17 protein-coding genes, 1 other RNA gene and 1 pseudogene are annotated in these 18,693 nt (G+C 69.9%); 16 read left to right on the forward strand and 3 right to left on the reverse strand.

Annotated features, from left to right (window positions below; all coding sequences use genetic code 11):
* Positions 1–4 precede the first annotated feature (4 nt).
* Positions 5–1,111 carry a peptide chain release factor 2 gene (gene prfB / locus ACWC94_RS29330; protein WP_450800204.1) on the forward strand — a complete coding sequence of 369 codons (1,107 nt, stop codon included), beginning with the start codon at positions 5–7 and terminating at the stop codon, positions 1,109–1,111.
* A 305-nt stretch (positions 1,112–1,416) separates the two neighbouring features.
* Complete coding sequence (locus ACWC94_RS29335) at positions 1,417–2,346, forward strand: hypothetical protein (RefSeq protein ID WP_450800206.1); 930 nt, start codon at positions 1,417–1,419, stop codon at positions 2,344–2,346.
* 134 nt (positions 2,347–2,480) lie between these two features.
* Here the strand turns inward: ACWC94_RS29335 and ACWC94_RS29340 are convergent, their stop codons facing one another.
* Positions 2,481–2,672 carry a hypothetical protein gene (locus ACWC94_RS29340; protein WP_023550109.1) on the reverse strand — a complete coding sequence of 64 codons (192 nt, stop codon included), beginning with the start codon at positions 2,670–2,672 and terminating at the stop codon, positions 2,481–2,483.
* Between the two features lie 237 nt (positions 2,673–2,909).
* Between ACWC94_RS29340 and ftsE the strand changes: the two genes are divergently transcribed.
* From ftsE to ACWC94_RS29380, 8 genes are all read left to right on the forward strand, one after another.
* The gene (gene ftsE, locus ACWC94_RS29345) at positions 2,910–3,599 is read left to right on the forward strand and encodes a cell division ATP-binding protein FtsE (RefSeq protein WP_031159396.1); all 690 of its coding nucleotides are present in this window, start codon (positions 2,910–2,912) and stop codon (positions 3,597–3,599) included.
* 34 nt (positions 3,600–3,633) lie between these two features.
* Positions 3,634–4,554, forward strand: a complete 921-nt coding sequence (gene ftsX, locus ACWC94_RS29350; RefSeq protein ID WP_450800207.1) for a permease-like cell division protein FtsX — start codon at positions 3,634–3,636, stop codon at positions 4,552–4,554.
* 67 nt (positions 4,555–4,621) lie between these two features.
* Entirely contained in the window at positions 4,622–5,794 is a 1,173-nt protein-coding gene (locus ACWC94_RS29355) for a S41 family peptidase (RefSeq protein WP_450800208.1), read from the forward strand.
* Positions 5,795–5,863: 69 nt separating this feature from the next.
* The gene (smpB, locus tag ACWC94_RS29360) at positions 5,864–6,406 is read left to right on the forward strand and encodes an SsrA-binding protein SmpB (protein ID WP_450800268.1); all 543 of its coding nucleotides are present in this window, start codon (positions 5,864–5,866) and stop codon (positions 6,404–6,406) included.
* A gap of 110 nt (positions 6,407–6,516) precedes the next feature.
* Positions 6,517–6,885: a transfer-messenger RNA gene (gene ssrA, locus ACWC94_RS29365) on the forward strand.
* A gap of 190 nt (positions 6,886–7,075) precedes the next feature.
* Positions 7,076–7,519 carry a hypothetical protein gene (locus ACWC94_RS29370; RefSeq protein ID WP_450800209.1) on the forward strand — a complete coding sequence of 148 codons (444 nt, stop codon included), beginning with the start codon at positions 7,076–7,078 and terminating at the stop codon, positions 7,517–7,519.
* Positions 7,520–7,690: 171 nt separating this feature from the next.
* Entirely contained in the window at positions 7,691–9,082 is a 1,392-nt protein-coding gene (locus tag ACWC94_RS29375; RefSeq protein WP_450800210.1) for a nitrate/nitrite transporter, read from the forward strand.
* An 86-nt stretch (positions 9,083–9,168) separates the two neighbouring features.
* Positions 9,169–10,329: a uroporphyrinogen-III synthase gene (locus ACWC94_RS29380; protein WP_450800211.1), complete on the forward strand. Its 1,161-nt coding sequence runs from the start codon at positions 9,169–9,171 to the stop codon at positions 10,327–10,329.
* 103 nt (positions 10,330–10,432) lie between these two features.
* Here ACWC94_RS29380 and ACWC94_RS29385 read toward each other — a convergent pair.
* Together ACWC94_RS29385 and ACWC94_RS29390 are read right to left on the reverse strand one after the other, a co-directional pair.
* Positions 10,433–10,660: pseudogene (locus tag ACWC94_RS29385) on the reverse strand (GNAT family N-acetyltransferase); the annotation flags it as partial.
* 58 nt (positions 10,661–10,718) lie between these two features.
* Entirely contained in the window at positions 10,719–11,222 is a 504-nt protein-coding gene (locus ACWC94_RS29390) for an anthrone oxygenase family protein (protein ID WP_450800212.1), read from the reverse strand.
* Between the two features lie 161 nt (positions 11,223–11,383).
* Between ACWC94_RS29390 and ACWC94_RS29395 the strand changes: the two genes are divergently transcribed.
* The 6 genes from ACWC94_RS29395 (at position 11,384) to ACWC94_RS29420 (ending at position 18,519) form a co-directional block, all read left to right on the forward strand.
* Entirely contained in the window at positions 11,384–11,989 is a 606-nt protein-coding gene (locus ACWC94_RS29395; RefSeq protein ID WP_450800213.1) for a CGNR zinc finger domain-containing protein, read from the forward strand.
* Positions 11,990–12,207: 218 nt separating this feature from the next.
* The gene (locus ACWC94_RS29400) at positions 12,208–12,792 is read left to right on the forward strand and encodes a sigma-70 family RNA polymerase sigma factor (protein ID WP_030167252.1); all 585 of its coding nucleotides are present in this window, start codon (positions 12,208–12,210) and stop codon (positions 12,790–12,792) included.
* Positions 12,793–12,878: 86 nt separating this feature from the next.
* Positions 12,879–13,625, forward strand: coding sequence for an anti-sigma factor family protein (locus tag ACWC94_RS29405; RefSeq protein WP_450800214.1), 747 nt, complete (start codon positions 12,879–12,881; stop codon positions 13,623–13,625).
* 60 nt (positions 13,626–13,685) lie between these two features.
* Positions 13,686–16,037: a HelD family protein gene (locus ACWC94_RS29410; RefSeq protein ID WP_450800215.1), complete on the forward strand. Its 2,352-nt coding sequence runs from the start codon at positions 13,686–13,688 to the stop codon at positions 16,035–16,037.
* Positions 16,038–16,425: 388 nt separating this feature from the next.
* Positions 16,426–17,841, forward strand: coding sequence for a malic enzyme-like NAD(P)-binding protein (locus ACWC94_RS29415; protein ID WP_450800216.1), 1,416 nt, complete (start codon positions 16,426–16,428; stop codon positions 17,839–17,841).
* 396 nt (positions 17,842–18,237) lie between these two features.
* Positions 18,238–18,519, forward strand: coding sequence for an HU family DNA-binding protein (locus ACWC94_RS29420; protein ID WP_023550134.1), 282 nt, complete (start codon positions 18,238–18,240; stop codon positions 18,517–18,519).
* Positions 18,520–18,693: the final 174 nt, after the last annotated feature.

Raw genomic sequence — 18,693 nt, forward strand, 5'->3', positions numbered from 1 at the left:
ATGCGTGGCAGTCGTCGATGTATCCGAAGAGCTGAAGTCCCTCTCCTCGACCATGGAGTCGATCGAGGCCGTCCTGGACCTCGACAAGCTGAGGGCAGACATCGCCGTGCTCGAGGAGCAGGCGGCCGCGCCGTCCCTCTGGGACAACCCGGACGAGGCGCAGAAGATCACCAGCAAGCTCTCCCACCTCCAGGCCGAGGTCAGGAAGGCGGAGGCGCTGCGCGGCCGGATCGACGATCTCGCCGTCCTCTTCGAGATGGCCGAGGAGGAGGACGACCCGGACACCCGGGCCGAGGCCGAGGCCGAGCTGGCCGCGGTGAAGAAGTCGCTGGACGAGATGGAGGTTCGCACCCTCCTGTCCGGCGAGTACGACGCCCGTGAGGCGCTCGTCAACATCCGCGCCGAGGCCGGTGGCGTCGACGCCGCCGACTTCGCCGAGAAGCTGCAGCGCATGTACCTGCGCTGGGCCGAGCAGCGCGGCTACAAGACCGAGCTCATCGAGACGTCGTACGCCGAAGAGGCCGGCATCAAGTCGACCACCTTCTCCGTGCAGGCGCCGTACGCCTACGGCACCCTCTCCGTCGAGCAGGGCACGCACCGTCTGGTGCGCATCTCGCCCTTCGACAACCAGGGCCGCCGCCAGACCTCCTTCGCGGGTGTCGAGGTGCTGCCCGTCGTCGAGCAGTCCGACCACGTCGAGATCGACGAGAGCGACCTCCGGATCGACGTGTACCGCTCCTCCGGGCCGGGTGGTCAGGGCGTGAACACCACCGACTCGGCGGTGCGCATCACCCACCTCCCCACCGGCATCGTCGTCTCGTGCCAGAACGAGCGCTCGCAGATCCAGAACAAGGCCACGGCGATGAACGTCCTCCAGGCCAAGCTGCTGGAGCGCCGCCGGCAGGAGGAGCAGGCCAAGATGGACGCCCTCAAGGGCGACGGCGGCAACTCCTGGGGCAACCAGATGCGGTCGTACGTGCTGCACCCCTACCAGATGGTCAAGGACCTGCGGACCGAGTTCGAAGTCGGCAACCCCGAGGCCGTGTTCAACGGTGAGATCGACGGCTTCCTGGAGGCCGGTATTCGCTGGCGCAAGCAGCAGGAGAAGTAGGTTTGTCGACAAGGAAACCGGTCTGACAACTGCCGCCCGAGAGGCGGCAGTTGTCTTTTGTCTGGGTTTTACATCACACTCACAGGTTTCAACTCCCCCCAAACGCCACCCCAATGGACATCGCGCCCGCAACGCCCTTGACGTTGCTTTGAAAAATCGGAAGGGTGAGGCGCGGCATGCGTACATCTGGGGCGCATGTGAACCGGGGGATCGAGACGCGTACTTCGTCGCCAGCTGCCTCCGTCGATCACGGCACGCCCCACGCGCCGCCTCATTGACGAACAGCTACTGGGGGTAGCAACCACATGACGAAGAAGACGCGGATCCGGGTCGCGCGGATAGCCGCGGGCGCCGTGATCGCGGCCGGTGCGTCCTTGACCGCAGCCGGTGCGGCATCCGCCCTGGACCTCGACGTCCAGGCGGGTCCGATCAGCCTGGGCGCCCACACGAACACCGCGGGTGACGACGGCGGCACCGACGGCGGCACCACCGACGGCGGCTGCCCGATCGCCGTCTGCACCACGGACGGTGGCACCAACGACGGCGGCACGACCGACGGCGGGACCACGGACGGTGGGACCACGGACGGTGGGACGACCGACGGTGGGACGACCGACGGCGGCACCGTCACCATCGGTGGGACCACGGACGGTGGCACGACCGACGGCGGCACGACCGACGGTGGGACCACGGACGGTGGGACGACCGACGGCGGCACGACCGACGGGGGGACGACCGACGGCGGCACCACGAACGGTGGCACCACGAACGGCGGCACCACGAACGGTGGGACGACGAACGGTGGCACCACGAACGGCGGCACCACGAACGGGGGGACGACCGACGGCGGCACCACGAACGGTGGCACGACGAACGGCGGCACCACGAACGGGGGGACGACCGACGGCGGCACCACGACCGGCGGTGGCTCCGGCACCTCCGGCGGCGGCAGCACGGGTGGCCACGGCACCGGTGGCGGCTCCGGCACCGGCGGCAACCACGACACCCCGCAGGGCGGCAACAACAACGCCTCGCAGGAGGAGGGCTCCTCGGAGCTCACCGACACCGGCTCCGACACCCAGGCCCAGGGCAAGGGCAGCGGCAAGCAGCTCGCCGAAACCGGTGCCGGCCAGACCGCGTTCCTGGTCATCGGTGCCGCGACGATGATCGCCGGCGGCGTCGGCTTCCGCGTCCTGCCGCGTCTGGTGAACGGTCGCGGCGGCGCCGCGGCCTGACCGTAACCCCACGGTCACGCTGCGCACGCATCGCGCATGCCGAAGGGCCCGGAGCTCGGCGCTCCGGGCCCTGACGCGTTTCTCAGAGTTTTCTCACGCGCCGTCTTCGCACGCGTTGTTTCTCACACGCTTTGTCACGCGGTCTGGTGCGCCAGCAGCGCCACCGCGGCGATCAGTACCGCCAGCAGCGCGATCAGCGCCATCGGGTTCACCCCGCCCAGAAAGCCTTCTTGCTGCAGTCGCTCGCGGTTGGCACGGCACACCGGGCACCGGCCCTCGCTCACGGGCGCCGCGCAGTTCGCGCACACCAACCGGTCGTACGTCATGCGCTCGCCCTCCTTGCACCGGCCATCGCTCGTACAACGCTCACGGGAACCAGAACGTTCCCCCCTCCACTGTGCCAGGTTCGCGGGGTGCGTGCGCGGGGCCTGGGAGAGCCGGGCAAGGACAGGGACCGGTACAAAAACGTACAAGCCTTACCCAACCTCGTCCTGCGACTGCACTTGCACACCCGGTTCGCGTATGGTCACGCTCATCTACCCCCGGCGACCCGTGGTGCATCCGTGATCCGATTCGACAACGTCTCCAAGGTCTACCCCAAGCAGACCCGCCCCGCACTCAGGGATGTCTCCCTGGAGGTGGAGAAGGGCGAGTTCGTGTTCCTCGTGGGGTCCTCCGGCTCCGGAAAGTCCACCTTCCTGCGGCTCGTCCTCCGCGAGGAGCGGTGCAGCCACGGCCAGGTGCACGTCCTGGGCAAGGACCTCGCGCGCCTCTCCAACTGGAAGGTGCCGCAGATGCGCCGCCAGCTGGGGACGGTGTTCCAGGACTTCCGGCTCCTGCCGAACAAGACCGTCGCGGAGAACGTGGCCTTCGCCCAGGAGGTCATCGGCAAGTCCCGCGGCGAGATCCGCAAGTCCGTGCCGCAGGTGCTCGATCTCGTCGGGCTCGGCGGCAAGGAGGACCGGATGCCGGGCGAGCTGTCCGGTGGTGAGCAGCAGCGCGTGGCCATCGCGCGGGCCTTCGTCAACCGGCCCAAGCTGCTGATCGCCGACGAGCCCACCGGCAACCTCGACCCGCAGACCTCCGTCGGCATCATGAAGCTGCTCGACCGCATCAACCGGACGGGCACCACGGTCATCATGGCGACACACGATCAGAACATCGTGGACCAGATGCGCAAGCGCGTCATCGAGCTGGAGAAGGGCCGCCTCGTCCGCGACCAGGCCCGCGGCGTCTACGGCTACCAGCACTAAGCAAGTTCACGACGGAAAGGCTCGACCAGACGCCATGCGCGCCCAGTTCGTCCTGTCGGAGATCGGTGTCGGTCTCCGCCGCAATCTGACGATGACCTTCGCCGTCATCGTCTCGGTCGCCCTGTCCCTGGCCCTCTTCGGCGGCTCGCTGCTGATGAGCGACCAGGTGAGCACCATGAAGGGCTACTGGTACGACAAGGTCAACGTCTCGATCTTCCTGTGCAACAAGCACGACGCCGAATCGGACGTCAACTGCGCCAAGGGCGCGGTCACGGAGGACCAGAAGAAGCAGATCCTCGGTGACCTGAACAAGATGACGTCGGTCGTCGAGAAGGTCTCCTACGAGTCGCAGGACCAGGCCTACAAGCACTACAAGGAGCAGTTCGGCAACTCCCCGCTGGCCGGTTCGCTCACGCCGGACCAGATGCAGGAGTCGTACCGGATCAAGCTCAAGGACCCGCAGAAGTACCAGGTCATCGCGTCGGCCTTCAACGGACGCGCCGGTGTGCAGTCCGTGCAGGACCAGAAGGGCATCCTGGACAACCTCTTCACGCTGCTGAACCTGATGAACCGGGGCGCGCTCGGTGTGATGGCGCTGATGCTGGTCGTCGCCCTGCTGCTGATCGTCAACACCGTGCGTGTCTCGGCGTTCAGCCGCCGGCGTGAGACCGGGATCATGCGGCTGGTCGGCGCCTCGGGCTTCTACATCCAGGCGCCGTTCATCGCCGAGGCCGCGGTCGCCGGGCTCATCGGCGGCGGGCTCGCCTGTGTGGCCCTGGTGATCGGCCGGTACTTCACCATCGACCACGGCATGGCCCTGTCCCACAAGCTCCAGCTCATCAACTTCGTCGGCTGGGACGCGGTGTTGGCCAAGCTGCCGCTGATCCTCGCCACGAGCGTGGTGATGCCGTCGCTGGCGGCGTTCTTCGCGCTGCGCAAGTACCTGAAGGTGTGACGCATGCCAAGAGGACCGTACGGACATCCGGCCGTACGGTCCTTCGCGTTGTCCTAGACTCACCGCCATGTCAGGCCGTGACCTGTTCGGTGAGCCCCGTCGCATCCGCCGCGGGGCCGCCCTGACATTGGTCTTCGCCGGCGTCCTGGTCACCGGCGCCGCCACCGGCTCCTTCCCGGAGACCGGTACCCCCGCGCGCGGGGCCGCCTCCCGGCCCGTGCCCTCGGCCACCCGGCAGGAGGACGTGCAGAGGGCCGCCGCCGAGGCGATGGCCGACGGCAAGTCCCCGATGGAGGCCGCCGAGCGGGCCGTCAGCCGCAGCGGGGACCGCTGGGGAGCCGTCTACTCCGAAGGCGAGTACCAGGAGTTCCAGGACGCCCTCGACGGCCGGTACACCGGCGTCGGACTGTGGGCGCGCAGCGACCGGGGCGGCCGGATCGAGGTGACCAAGGTGCAGCCCGGCTCGCCCGCCGCCGAGGCGGGGGTCCGCACGGGCGACCGGCTGCGCAGCGTCGACGGCCGCAAGGTCGACGGACGGCCGGTCACCGAGGTCGTCTCGCTGCTGCGCGGCGACGCCGACGACGCGGCCGCCGGTACGACCGTCACCCTGGGCCTCGAACGCGGCACGCGCGCGTGGACCGAGAAACTGCGCCGGGCCAGCCTGTCCACCCACTCCGTGACGGTGAGCAGGCTGCCCGGAGGGGTCACCGTCATCAGGATCGCCGCGTTCACCAAGGGCACCGGGGACGCCGTGCACGCCGCGGTACGGCAGGTCGCGGCCGACGGCGGGATCGTCCTCGACCTGCGCGGCAACTCCGGCGGCCTGGTCACCGAGGCGGTGGAGACCTCCTCCGCCTTCCTCGACGGCGGCCTGGTCGCCACCTACGACGTCGACGGCGCCCAGCGCTCCCTGCACGCCGAGCCCGGCGGCGACACCGCCCGGCCGCTGGTCACCCTGGTCGACGGCGGCACGATGAGCGCGGCCGAGCTGCTCACCGGGGCCTTGCAGGACCGGGGCCGCGCGGTGGTGATCGGCTCGCGCACCTTCGGCAAGGGCTCCATCCAGATGCCGACGAAACTCCCCGACGGCTCGGTGGCCGAGCTGACCGTCGGCCACTACCGCACCCCTTCCGGCCACACCGTCGACGGCCGGGGGATCACGCCGGACCTGGAGGCGGGGCCGGCGCAGTCCCTGCCCCGGGCGCAGACGGTCCTCACGGGCCTGGGCAACCCGTCGTAGCCTCGTGTTAATCGGCTGTACGCATGCCCCCCGCGTGGTGCGAAAATGGTCGGCACTATGAGCAAGGGAATGTACGTACCGAAGGAGTCCCAGCCCAAGCAGGGCGGCGGGGCCGCGAAGGCCAGGGACGGCGAGAAGGGCGGCAAACGCAAGATCGTCGCCCAGAACAAGAAGGCCCGGCACGACTACGCGATCGTCGACACCTACGAGGCCGGGATCGTGCTCACCGGCACCGAGGTCAAGTCGCTGCGCGAGGGACGGACCTCGCTGACCGACGGCTTCGTCCAGATCGACCGGGGGGAGGCGTGGCTGCACAACGCCCACATCCCCGAGTATCACCAGGGCAGCTGGACCAACCACTCCGCGCGCCGCAAGCGCAAGCTGCTGCTGCACCGCGAGGAGATCGACAAGCTGGAGTCGAAGTCGCAGGAGACGGGTCACACGATCGTGCCCCTCGCCATCTACTTCAAGGACGGCCGGGCGAAGGCCGAGATCGCGCTCGCACGGGGCAAGAAGGAGTACGACAAGCGGCAGACGCTGCGGGAGAAGCAGGACCGGCGGGAGTCGGACCGGGCGATCGCGGCGGCGAAGCGCAGGCAGCGCGGCGTCTAGCCGGCCGCCGGGGAATAGGCTGGCATCGTCGTGCGTTGGTCACGTACGATGGCAGTGCACTCCACAGAGGGTGCGCGGCTCCTCCACGGAGGGGATTGAAAAATCAACATGGGGATGATCGGTTTCGACAGCGGCTGTCGAAGCAGGGGAAGCGTGTCGAGGAAGCGGCAATGATCTCGTAAACCATATGTCGCAAAAAATAATCGCCAACACCAAGCGCGATTCCTTCGCCCTCGCTGCCTAAGTAGCGACTTGCGAAGTGTCAGCCCGGGGCTGTTCCCGACCCGGATCCTGGCATCAGCTAGGGAACTAAACCTTGATCCCGGTCACGGGGTGAAGAGGGAAACCAAACAGTGACTGAGCCCGTCGGAGACTTGTCCGCGTGATCTCCGGGGCCGAGAAAAGCGAAGCGGACTGCACACGGAGAAGCCCTGATTCCGCACCGTTGGACGCGGGTTCGATTCCCGCCATCTCCACCATGCCCCCTCCGGGGGGTGTACCCCATGTGGCAACAGCCCCGTCGCTCAGAGCGACGGGGCTTTTTGCTTTTTACTTTGCCTTTGCGTTGACGAGAGAAAGGCATTGCCTTCCGGTGGGGGTTCCTCTACCTTGATCGTCCGAGCTTCGCCGAGGCGGCGCTCGGGGTGCTTTCAAGGACAAGGAGAACACGTGCGGATCGCGAATCGAGCCGGCTCGATGCTCGCCGCGGCGGCCCTGGTCGCCGGTGCGGCACTCTTCACCGGCGCCTCTCCGGCCAGTGCCACGACGGTGGACGACTTCACCTTCAAGGTGCAGCGGGACCCCAACAAGAGCTTCGGTGTGGTCGTCTACAACAAGGGGCACTACGCCGGAATGGCCTACTGGCAGGCAAACCCCCTGGAGCCGGACATCCCCGGTGACGCGCTGCAGGCGATCGACTCGTACGCGGACGGCTGGGGCGTCGAGGCGATCCTCATACCGGATCGCACGGTCTCCACGGCCGGGCACAGCGCCCCCTACATCAGCCCGTACAAGACGGGCAATCTCACCGAAGGAAGCACGGTGAAGCTGCGGGCCTGCGCCGTGAAGGACCTCAACGCCTCTTGCTCGGACTACTACTCCGGTCAGGCATAGCGGACCGGTCCGGCCGACCCTCACCGGGCACAGGGGCGGTGAGTGAGAGCAAAGTTCCCTCGCGGTCATTCACAGGCACAGGCAGGAAACGCGCCCTCCCTACCTTCGGGCTGAGCCAGTCGATGGCAGGTCGACGGCAGACCGAGCAGCCGTAGCCCCCGTGGAGGCGCGATGACAGCCCCAGCCCCAACACCAGCCCCCTCAGCCCCAACCCGTCGCGGTGGCCGCTGGATCGAGCGCTGGGACCCGGAGGACGAGGGTTTCTGGAAGGCGACCGGCGAGCGGATCGCCAACCGGAACCTCTGGTTCTCCGTCCTCTCCGAGCACATCGGCTTCTCGGTCTGGACCCTGTGGTCCGTCCTCGTCCTCTTCATGGGCCCCGAGTACGGCCTGACCCCCGCCGACAAGTTCCTGCTGACCTCGATGGTCACCCTCGTCGGCGCCGCCGTCCGCGTCCCCTACACCTTCGCCGTGGCCGTCTTCGGCGGCCGCAACTGGACGATCGTCTCGGCGAGTCTGCTGCTCATCCCGACGGTCGCCGCGTTCGCGGTCATGAAGCCGGGCACGTCCTTCACCACGTTCCTCCTGGTCGGCCTGCTGGCCGGCATCGGCGGCGGCAACTTCGCCTCCTCCATGACCAACATCAACGCCTTCTTCCCGCTGAAGAAGAAGGGCTGGGCACTCGGCCTCAACGCGGGCGGCGGCAACATCGGCGTGCCGGTCATCCAGCTCGTCGCCCTCGCCGTCATCGGCGCGAGCGGCGGTCCGCGCGTGCTGCTGGGCGTGTACATCCCGCTGATCGTCGTGGCCGCCGTGTGCGCCGCCTCCTTCATGGACAACCTGGCGACGGTCAAGAACGACACCGGCGCGGCCAAGGACGCCGCGAAGGACGCCCACACCTGGATCATGGCCTTCCTCTACGTCGGCACCTTCGGCTCCTTCATCGGCTACAGCTTCGCCTTCGGCCAGGTCCTGACGATCCAGTTCGGCCGCACCCCCCTCCAGGCGGCCTACCTCACCTTCATCGGCCCCCTCCTCGGCTCCCTGATCCGCCCCCTCGGCGGCCGGCTCGCCGACCGTTACGGCGGCGCCCGCATCACCCTGTGGAACTACGTCGGCATGGCCGCCGCGACCGCCGTCCTGATCGTCGCGAGCACCCGGAAGTCACTGCCGCTGTTCGTGTCCGTCTTCGTCGTCCTGTTCGTGCTCAGCGGCCTCGGCAACGGCTCGACGTACAAGATGATCCCGGGCATCTTCCAGGCGAAGGCCCTGGCCAAGGGGCTGGAAGGGGAGGCCGCCGCAGCCCACGGCCGCCGCCTGTCCGGCGCCTCCATGGGCCTCATCGGCGCGGTCGGCGCGCTCGGCGGAGTCGGCATCAACCTCGCCTTCCGCCAGTCCTTCCTCTCCTACGCCTCCGGCACCGGCGCGTTCGTCGCCTTCCTCGCCTTCTACGGCGTCTGCTTCGCGGTGACGTGGGCCGTATACCTTCGCCGCCCGGCCGGGCAGCCTGTGACGGAGTCGGCGGCGGACACAAAGCCGCAGCTCAGCTACGCGGAAGTGTGACGTAACACCGGTGACATCAAGCCGAACCGAGCCTGTCACGCGCCGTTGACAGGCTCGATTCGCGCGCCGGCCAGCTAGGAGAGCCCATGTACGACGAAGAGCAGCACCCCGGAGCCCGCGAGCACGGTCCGCTCGCGGGGTTCACCGTGGGCGTCACCGCCGCGCGCCGGGCCGACGAGCTGGGCGCCCTGCTCCAGCGGCGTGGTGCCGCCGTCCTGCACGCCCCCGCCCTGCGCATCGTGCCGCTCGCCGACGACGGTGAACTCCTCGCCGCCACGAAGGAGATCATCGACCAGGTGCCGGACGTGGTCGTGGCCACCACGGCGATCGGTTTCCGCGGCTGGATCGAGGCCGCCGACGGCTGGGGCCTCGGCGAGCAGCTGCTCGGGCGGCTGCGCGGCGCGGAGCTGCTGGCCCGGGGACCCAAGGTCAAGGGGGCGATCCGCGCGGTCGGCCTGACCGAGGAGTGGTCCCCCTGCTCGGAGTCCCTGGCCGAGGTCCTGGACCGCCTCCTGGCGGAGGGTGTCGACGGCCGCCGTATAGCCGTACAGCTGCACGGTGAGCCGCTCCCGGGCTTTGTCGAGTCCCTGCGGGCCGGGGGAGCGGAGGTGGTCCCGGTCCCGGTGTACCGCTGGATGCCCCCGGAGGACATCACCCCGCTGGACCGGCTCCTGGACGCGACCGTCGCCCGGTCCGTGGACGCGCTCACGTTCACCAGCGCCCCGGCGGCGGTGTCCCTGCTGGAGCGGGCGGAGACCCGGGGCCTCCTGCCGGACCTCCTGCCGGCGCTCGCCCACGACGTCCTGCCGGCCTGCGTCGGCCCGGTGACCGCCGTTCCCCTGCAGGCACAGGGCGTGGACACGATCCAGCCGGAACGCTTCCGCCTGGGCCCCCTCGTCCAGCTCCTCTGCAAGGAACTCCCGGCCCGCGCCCGCGCCCTGCCGATCGCCGGGCACCGGGTGGAGATCCGCGGCCACGCGGTCCTGGTGGACGGCGCCCTCAAGCCGGTCCCGCCGGCAGGGATGTCGCTGCTGCGGGCCCTGTCCCGTCGCCCGGGCTGGGTCGTCCCCCGGGCGGACCTCCTGCGCGCACTGCCGGGCGCGGGCCGCGACGAACACGCCGTGGAGACGGCGATGGCCCGCCTCCGCACGGCCCTCGGCGCACCGAAGCTGATCCAGACGGTGGTCAAGCGGGGGTACCGGCTGGCCCTGGACCCGGCGACGGACGCGAAGTACGCGGACGCGTAACGGCGGCGCACTCCGTCGGTGGGGAACCCCGTCATGCCCGAACCCACCGTGCCCGCACCCACCCGGCACAAGCCCGCCCACCGCGGCGACACCGCTTTCCGCCTCACCGAAGGCTGAGCGTGTACCACGTACCCGGCTTGCCCCCGACGTCGGACGGGTCGGCCGGACCGGCCGGGGTGAACCCCGCCTTCGTCAGGACCCTCTGGGACGCGGTGTTCTCCAGGGCTGTGGCCGCCCTGATCGTGTGCAGTCCATGGCGTTCCGACGCCAGTCGGCACAGTTCCCGGACGGTCGCCGTCGCCACGCCGTGGCCGGCGGCGTGCCCGGCCAGGACCGCCGGGGCGTGGTCGGCGTGCAGCCGCTGCAGCTCGGGCATCGCCCGACTGTACTCATCCGGGGCGGCCGGGGCGGCCGTACAGCATCAGTGCCCGGGTCAGGAGGCCGAGTGCCAGTGTCGAGGCCAGTGCCCGCACCACGTTCCACGCCACCCAGGGGCCTTCGAAGTGCTCGCGCAGGGCGGACGGGGTGCCCCTCGCCGCCAGGGCGTTGTTCAGCGGGACGTTGAACGCCATCGTGATCAGGAGGACCAGGGCGTACGACAGCAGGGCGGCCCGCAGCCAGCGGGCGCACGCCGTCCCCCTGAGCTGCCATGCCGACAGGCCCGTGAGCAACAGCGCCCCCATGAAGCCCACGAAGAACACCGGGTTCTGGATCACGCTGTTGATGTTCCGCATGACCTCGACGTACGTCCGGTCGTCGCTGCGGGCCAGCGCCGGCATCACCGCGCAGGCGAAGCCGTAGAAGACCCCGGCGCTCAGGCCCGTGGTGACCGTGGCCGCGATCAGGACGGCGGCCCCTGTCCGTGTCGTCCCTGTACGAGTCGTGTGCGTCATGGTTCCAGCCAACCGGGGCACCCCCGCTCCCGGACATGGCCGAGGCGCGCACCCGCATACGTGGGCGTCCAGGTCAGCCGGTACGAGGGGTTCCGGCCGGAGCCCGGGGCGGGCACTGTGAGGAGGAGACCCCCGCTTCCTGCCTAGGCGGTGACAGGCACATGGCACTGGGTACGGCCACGCCCTCGTACGAGCTGCGGTTCGACGCCGGACGGATCTGTCTCGATCTCCTCGCGACCACGCACCCGGCGGAACGGCTGGACGGCGTCGAGGCGTTGCGCATGTGGATCGGCGGGGCCGGGCTGGTGCCAAAGGGGGCGGCGCTGGATCGCGTCGACGCCTCCTGGCTCGTCGGGTTCCGGGAACTGCGCGCGCACATCGGGCTGTTGGTGCGCACCTCCTGCGGCGGCTCCCGCGTGCCGGACACGTCCTCGTACGCGCGGGCGCTCGGAGGGGTCAACGAAGCCGCCCGCGGCGCACCCCCGGCCCTGTGCGCCGTATGCGATGAAGCAGGCGGTCTTGTCCGGGAGTTGGCCGATCCGCCGACCTGTGCGGGGCTGCTCGCACTTCTCGCGCGGGACGCCGTGGAACTGCTCACCGATCCCGTCGCGCGGGCGGCCGTGCGGGAGTGCGAGGGGGACAGCTGCCCGCTCGTGTACCTGGACACCTCCCGGGGGCGGCGCCGGCGGTGGTGCTCCAGCGAGGTCTGCGGGAACCGGGAGCGGGTGGCCCGGCACCGGCGGCGGGCGGCGCTCGCGCGGGCGTGATTTCCGTAACACCAGGTTTAGGTGCCCATTACACGGGAATCCTCCCGGAGCCCTCGGCGATGTGTCGGAAATGTAAAGATCGGCCGGTGGGAATGTGTGCGCATGTCCCGCTCGTCACGTCACCCGGAAGAAAACTGTCACCTCCGTTTGAACGCCCCGGCGCTCCCTTCCGTACGGGTGGGCGAGCGACCGACTGGGGGAACCCCCGGACACCGGAGGTGGGCGTGCGCAAGGATGCGGCCGTGGCCAATGAACGTGGATCGAGGGCCCGACATCGCATGTCCTCACAGCCCTCGGAACCTGACGAGGAGTTGATGCGTGCCCTGTATCGAGAGCACGCAGGACCCTTGCTCGCGTATGTCCTGCGCCTCGTCGCCGGTGACCGACAGCGCGCCGAGGACGTCGTACAGGAAACGCTCATCCGTGCCTGGAAGAACGCCGGTCAGCTCAATCGGGCGACCGGTTCGGTACGCCCCTGGCTGGTGACGGTCGCGCGCCGCATCGTCATCGACGGCCACCGCAGCCGGCAGGCCCGGCCGCAGGAGGTCGATCCGTCGCCGCTGGAGGTCATCCCCGCGGAGGACGAGATCGACAAGGCGCTGTGGCTGATGACGCTGTCGGACGCGCTCGACGACCTGACCCCGGCGCACCGGGAGGTACTCGTCGAAACGTACTTCAAGGGGCGTACGGTCAATGAGGCGGCCGAGACGCTGGGCATTCCCAGCGGCACGGTGCGCTCTCGGGTGTTCTACGCCCTGCGATCGATGAAGCTGGCACTGGAGGAGCGGGGGGTGACGGCGTGATGAGCAGCGGATACGGGGGGATGCAGGGATTCGGGGCGGGTGGTCCGGGTATGTCTGGACCCATGAGCCCCCCATCGGGATCTTCGGTGCCGAACGAGCACGAGACCGTCGGCGCCTACGCCCTCGGGATTCTCGACGACGCCGAGGCAACCGCTTTCGAGGCGCACCTCGCCGGCTGTGAATGGTGCGCCCAGCAGCTGGACGAGCTGGCCGGGATGGAGCCGATGCTGGCCGCGCTCGCGGACCTGCCGGGCTCCGGCAGTACCCCCGCGATCGGCGACTCGCTGTCCGCCAAGCCCAGTCCGCGGCTGGTGGAGAAGCTGGTCGACGAGGTCGCCGAGAAGCGTGCCCAGAAGCGCCGGCGCAGCTTCTACATGATCGCGGCGGCGGCTGCCCTGATCATCGCCGGTCCGCTCGCGGCGGTCGCCGTGAACAGCGGGTCGGGCGGTGGCGGGGGACAGGTCACCGCCTCCGCCGCGCAGACCACCTTCCAGTCCATGCCGGACAAGAAGTCGGCCACGGATCCGTCGTCCCACATCAGCGCCACCGTCGGGATGGAACAGAAGGACTGGGGTACGCAGGCCGTCCTGGAGCTGAAGAACGCGACGGGACCGCTGAAGTGCTCCCTGGTGCTCGTCGCGAAGAACGGACAGCGCGTGACCATGTCGTCGTGGTCGGTGCCGAACTGGGGCTACGGCATCCCGAACGGGAAGACCCCGGAGTCCAGGAAGCCGCTCTACATCGGCGGTGCGGCGGCCTTCAAGCCGAACGAGATCGACCACTTCGAGGTCGTGACCTTCCAGGGCAAGAAGCTGGTGCAAGTGGACGCGTAGCTTCGACGGGCCCCCTTCGCGTACGGTTGACGGCTGCCCAGCACGTCAGAAGGGGGCCCGGTGGCCGCTCAGCTTCAGCAGTCCGCGGTCGGCTCGGTACAGGACGCACACGATTCCGTCCGTGACCGGGAGATCAGCGTCGAACAGGAACACCTGGACCGGGTGTACCGGCGGCTGGAAGAGAAGATCCACGAGGCCGAGTTCCTGATGAACGACGCGGCCAAGCGCGGCCAGGTCGGCACCCCGGGTGCGCTGGCCGAGCGGGACGCGCAGGTCTTCCGGGCCGGCATCCACCTGAACCGGCTCAACAACGAGTTCGAGGACTTCCTCTTCGGGCGGATCGATCTGCTGCTCGGCAAGGACGGGAAGAAGGGGCCCGACGGCGCCTACACGGCCGTGGAACCCGCCGAAGGCGCCGTGCGGGAGGACAACACCGCCGACATCGCCGAGACCCTGCACATCGGGCGCATCGGCGTCCTCGACCAGGACTACGCGCCGCTGGTCATCGACTGGCGGGCACCCGCCGCCGCGCCCTTCTACCGCGCCACCCCGGTCGAGCCCGGACGGGTGGTACGGCGCCGGGTCATCCGCTCCAAGGGGCGCCGGGTCCTCGGTGTCGAGGACGACCTGATGCGGCCCGAGCTGACCGCCCGCCTCGAAGGCCGCGAGCTGCCCGTCATCGGCGACGGCGCCCTCATGGCCGCCCTCGGCCAGGCCCGCAGCCACACCATGCGGGACATCGTCTCCTCCATCCAGGCCGAGCAGGACCTCGTGATCCGCGCTCCCGCCGCCTCCGTCACCCATGTCGAGGGCGGTCCGGGCACCGGCAAGACCGCCGTCGCCCTGCACCGCGCCGCCTACCTGCTCTACCAGGACAGACGCAGATACGCGGGCGGCATCCTGATCGTGTCCCCGACCCCGCTGCTCGTCGCCTACACCGAGGGCGTGCTGCCCTCGCTCGGCGAGGAGGGCCAGGTCGCGATCCGCGCGATCGGCTCGCTGGTCGACGGCGCCGAGGCCACCCTGTACGACTCCCCGTCCGTGGCCCGCGCCAAGGGCTCGTACCGCATGCTGAAGGTGCTGCGGAAGGCTGCCCGGGGCGCCCTGGAGCTGGGGCCCACCGCTCCGGTGCGGGACGAGGACACCGAGCCGCAGACGGTCACCGGCCCGCCCTCCCGCCTCCGCGTCGTCGCCTTCGGGCGCCGGCTGGAGCTGGAGGCGCAGGAACTGGAGCGTGTCCGCCGTACCGCCCTCGGCGGCACCGCGCCCGTCAACCTGCTGCGCCCGCGCGCCCGCAAGCTGCTCCTGGACGCCCTGTGGGCGAAGTCCGGCGGGGCCTCCCGGCACACCGACCCCGAGCTGGCCGCCGAGCTGCGCTCCTCCTTCGACGAGGACGTCACGAGCGAGGACCCCTTCATCGCGTTCCTCGACGCCTGGTGGCCGGAGCTGACGCCGAAGGCGGTGCTCGCCGCGATGGCCGACGAGAAGCGGCTCGGCCGCTGGGCCCGCCGCATCCTCAACCCCGGCGAGATCCGCAAGGTGGCCCGGTCGCTCCAGCGGGACGGCCTCTCCGTGCACGACATCGCCATGCTGGACGAGCTGCAGGCGATCCTCGGCGCCCCGGCCCGCCCGAAGAAGCGGCGCGAGCTGGACCCGCTGGACCAGCTCACCGGCCTGGAGGAGCTGATGCCGGTGCGCGAGGAGACCCAGCGGGAGCGGGCCGAGCGGCTCGCGCAGGAGCGCACCGAGTACGCGCACGTCATCGTGGACGAGGCGCAGGACCTCACGCCGATGCAGTGGCGCATGGTCGGCCGCCGGGGCCGGCACGCCACCTGGACGGTCGTGGGCGACCCGGCCCAGTCCTCCTGGTCCGACCCGGACGAGGCGGCCGAGGCCCGCGACGAGGCTCTCGGCACCCGCCCGCGGCGCCGCTTCCAGCTCACCGTGAACTACCGCAACCCGGCCGAGATCGCCGAGCTGGCCGCCAAGGTGCTCGCGCTCGCCATGCCCGGCTCCGAGTCGCCCCGCGCCGTGCGGTCCACCGGCGTCGAGCCGCGTTTCACCGTCGTACGGGAATCGCTGCAGCGGACCGTGCGGGCCGAGGCCGAGCGGCTGCTGGACCTGGTGGACGGCACCGTCGGGGTGGTCGTCGCCATGAACCGGCGCGAGGAGGCCCGGCGCTGGCTGGCCGGGCTCGGCGACCGGGTGGTGGCGCTCGGCAGCCTGGAGGCCAAGGGCCTGGAGTACGACGCGACCGTGGTCGTGTCCCCGGCGGAGATCGCCGACGAGTCCCCGGCCGGCCTGCGCGTGCTGTACGTGGCGCTGACCCGGGCCACCCAGCAGCTGACGGTGGTGTCGGGGGAGCGGGACGAGCCGGACGCGGCCGGGGTGCCGGATCTGCTGAGAGACTGAGTTTCCTGTGAACTCCCCGCGGGGGGAATGGTCCTCGGCATCCGTTTGTTAGCCTGGATACGGCACCGGCTCGATCCAAGCCCCCGGGCCCAACCTTTGTCCCTGCGAGGGACCACTTGCCGCGAGGCGAGCATGGCGGGTCGGTGTCTCAAACGTGGGAGGCCCACGTCACGTATGTGACGGGGGCCTCTTTCGTTGCCGCGCCCGCCCCTTCCCCCACCTGATCGTTTCTCGTATGGTGGAAGAGATTTTCCGAAACCGCGCGCCTGGCCGTGCGCCTGCTGTGAACAAAACGTCCGCAATGCCGGGCGACTATCACGTACTCACGGGTAGGTGCGACGATCGGACGGCACAACTCGTGACACGGTGAAAGCAGAGGAAGTCGGCCATGGCAACGGCGCCCAGCGTCTCCTACTCGATGACCATCCGGTTGGAGGTGCCCGCGAGCGGAACCGCCGTCTCGCAGCTCACCACCGCCGTGGAGTCCTCCGGAGGCTCGGTGACCGGCCTCGACGTCACCGCGTCCGGGCACGAGAAGCTCCGTATCGACGTCACCATCGCGGCCACCTCGACCGCGCACGCCGAGGAGATCGTCGAGAAGCTCCGCGGCATCGAGGGCGTCACGCTGGGCAAGGTCTCCGACCGTACGTTCCTGATGCACCTCGGCGGCAAGATCGAGATGGCGTCGAAGCACCCCATCCGCAACCGTGACGACCTCTCCATGGTCTACACGCCCGGTGTGGCCCGCGTCTGCATGGCGATCGCCGAGAACCCCGAGGACGCCCGGCGTCTGACCATCAAGCGCAACTCCGTTGCGGTCGTGACGGACGGCTCCGCCGTGCTCGGCCTCGGCAACATCGGCCCCAAGGCCGCGCTGCCCGTCATGGAGGGCAAGGCGGCCCTCTTCAAGCGCTTCGCCGGCATCGACGCCTGGCCGATCTGCCTGGACACCCAGGACAGCGACGCGATCGTGGAGATCGTCAAGGCGATCGCCCCCGGGTTCGCCGGCATCAACCTGGAGGACATCTCCGCGCCCCGCTGCTTCGAGATCGAGGCCCGGCTGCGCGAGGCCCTCGACATCCCCGTCTTCCACGACGACCAGCACGGCACCGCCATCGTCGTCCTCGCCGCCCTGACCAACGCCCTGCGCGTCACGGACAAGGCCATCGAGAACATCCGGGTCGTCATGTCCGGCGCCGGCGCGGCCGGTACGGCCATCCTCAAGCTGCTGCTCGCGGCGGGCGTGAAGAACGCCGTCGTCGCCGACATCCACGGTGTCGTCCACTCCGGCCGCGAGGACCTGGTGAACGCCCCCGCCGACTCGCCGCTGCGCTGGATCGCCGACAACACCAACCCCGAGGGCCTGACCGGCACCCTGAAGGAAGCCGTGCGCGGCGCCGACGTGTTCATCGGTGTCTCGGCTCCCAACGTGCTGGACGGCGACGACGTGGCCGCCATGGCCGACGGTGCGATCGTGTTCGCGCTCGCGAACCCCGATCCCGAGGTGGACCCGGCAATCGCCCGTCAGACGGCGGCCGTTGTGGCCACCGGCCGCTCCGACTTCCCGAACCAGATCAACAACGTGCTGGTCTTCCCGGGCGTCTTCCGCGGCCTGCTGGACGCCCAGTCCCGCACCGTCAACACCGAGATGATGCTCGCCGCCGCGAAGGCCCTGGCCGACGTGGTGACCGAGGACGAGCTGAACCCGAACTACATCATCCCCAGCGTCTTCAACGACAAGGTCGCGGGCGCGGTCGCCGGAGCCGTCCGCGAGGCCGCGAAGGCGGCCGGGGCGACGGTCTAGCCGCGTACACCGGATCCGGCCGGGCGCCCTCGCGCCCGGCCGGTGAAGGGAAAGGGACGGCCGGGCGTCGGCTCGGTGACGGCGTGCCGTACTGTGCAAGGGCTGTGACGATCACCACGGCGGCCCGTGCACCGGCGCGTCGTGGAACCAGCTGATGCCGGGCGCGCTCTAGGGTGACGCCGAGCGGGCGCCTTTCGTGTGACTCCCCAGGGTGTTCTCACGACTCCTACGGGTGCCGGATTGGCTTTACCGCCGCAGGTAGGGGCAGGATGCTCCCCCAGGGACTACGTCCCCCGGGGGCACCCCCATGGGCGCGAGCGCATCGGCATCGCAGTGCCTCGGGCGGATCCGCCGCGTGGCACACCCCAACGGCAAGAAAAACACGGGAGTAACAACATGAACCGCAGTGAGCTGGTGGCCGCGCTGGCCGACCGCGCCGAGGTGACCCGCAAGGACGCCGACGCCGTGCTGGCCGCGTTCGCCGAGACCGTCGGCGAGATCGTCGCCAAGGGCGACGAGAAGGTCACCATCCCGGGCTTCCTGACCTTCGAGCGCACCCACCGTGCCGCTCGCACCGCGCGCAACCCGCAGACCGGCGAGCCCATCAACATCCCGGCCGGCTACAGCGTGAAGGTCACCGCGGGCTCCAAGCTCAAGGAAGCGGCCAAGGGCAAGTAATCGCTCCGCTCTGAGCGCCGGTCCACTGGAGCGCCGTTCGACTGAGCGCCGTGGGTGACTGCGGGCCGGATGGTGGCTGGTCGCGTCCGCGCGGCGGAGCCGCACATCCGGCAGAGCCCCGCGCCCCATTCGGGGCGCTTGCAGCTGAAGACGCCAAATGGGCGGCCCCCTTTC

This window comes from Streptomyces sp. NPDC001135 (assembly GCF_053598395.1).

Bases quoted from the DNA above. Each gene is read 5' to 3' on its own strand.
- ACWC94_RS29375 (WP_450800210.1), top strand. From the start codon at position 7,691: ATGACAGCCCCAGCCCCAACACCAGCCCCCTCAGCCCCAACCCGTCGC.
- ACWC94_RS29340 (WP_023550109.1), bottom strand. From the start codon at position 2,672: ATGACGTACGACCGGTTGGTGTGCGCGAACTGCGCGGCGCCCGTGAGC.
- ACWC94_RS29415 (WP_450800216.1), top strand. From the start codon at position 16,426: ATGGCAACGGCGCCCAGCGTCTCCTACTCGATGACCATCCGGTTGGAG.
- ACWC94_RS29420 (WP_023550134.1), top strand. From the start codon at position 18,238: ATGAACCGCAGTGAGCTGGTGGCCGCGCTGGCCGACCGCGCCGAGGTG.
- ACWC94_RS29380 (WP_450800211.1), top strand. From the start codon at position 9,169: ATGTACGACGAAGAGCAGCACCCCGGAGCCCGCGAGCACGGTCCGCTC.
- ACWC94_RS29390 (WP_450800212.1), bottom strand. From the start codon at position 11,222: ATGACGCACACGACTCGTACAGGGACGACACGGACAGGGGCCGCCGTC.
- smpB (WP_450800268.1), top strand. From the start codon at position 5,864: ATGTACGTACCGAAGGAGTCCCAGCCCAAGCAGGGCGGCGGGGCCGCG.
- ACWC94_RS29335 (WP_450800206.1), top strand. From the start codon at position 1,417: ATGACGAAGAAGACGCGGATCCGGGTCGCGCGGATAGCCGCGGGCGCC.
- ACWC94_RS29395 (WP_450800213.1), top strand. From the start codon at position 11,384: ATGGCACTGGGTACGGCCACGCCCTCGTACGAGCTGCGGTTCGACGCC.
- ACWC94_RS29355 (WP_450800208.1), top strand. From the start codon at position 4,622: ATGTCAGGCCGTGACCTGTTCGGTGAGCCCCGTCGCATCCGCCGCGGG.
- ftsX (WP_450800207.1), top strand. From the start codon at position 3,634: ATGCGCGCCCAGTTCGTCCTGTCGGAGATCGGTGTCGGTCTCCGCCGC.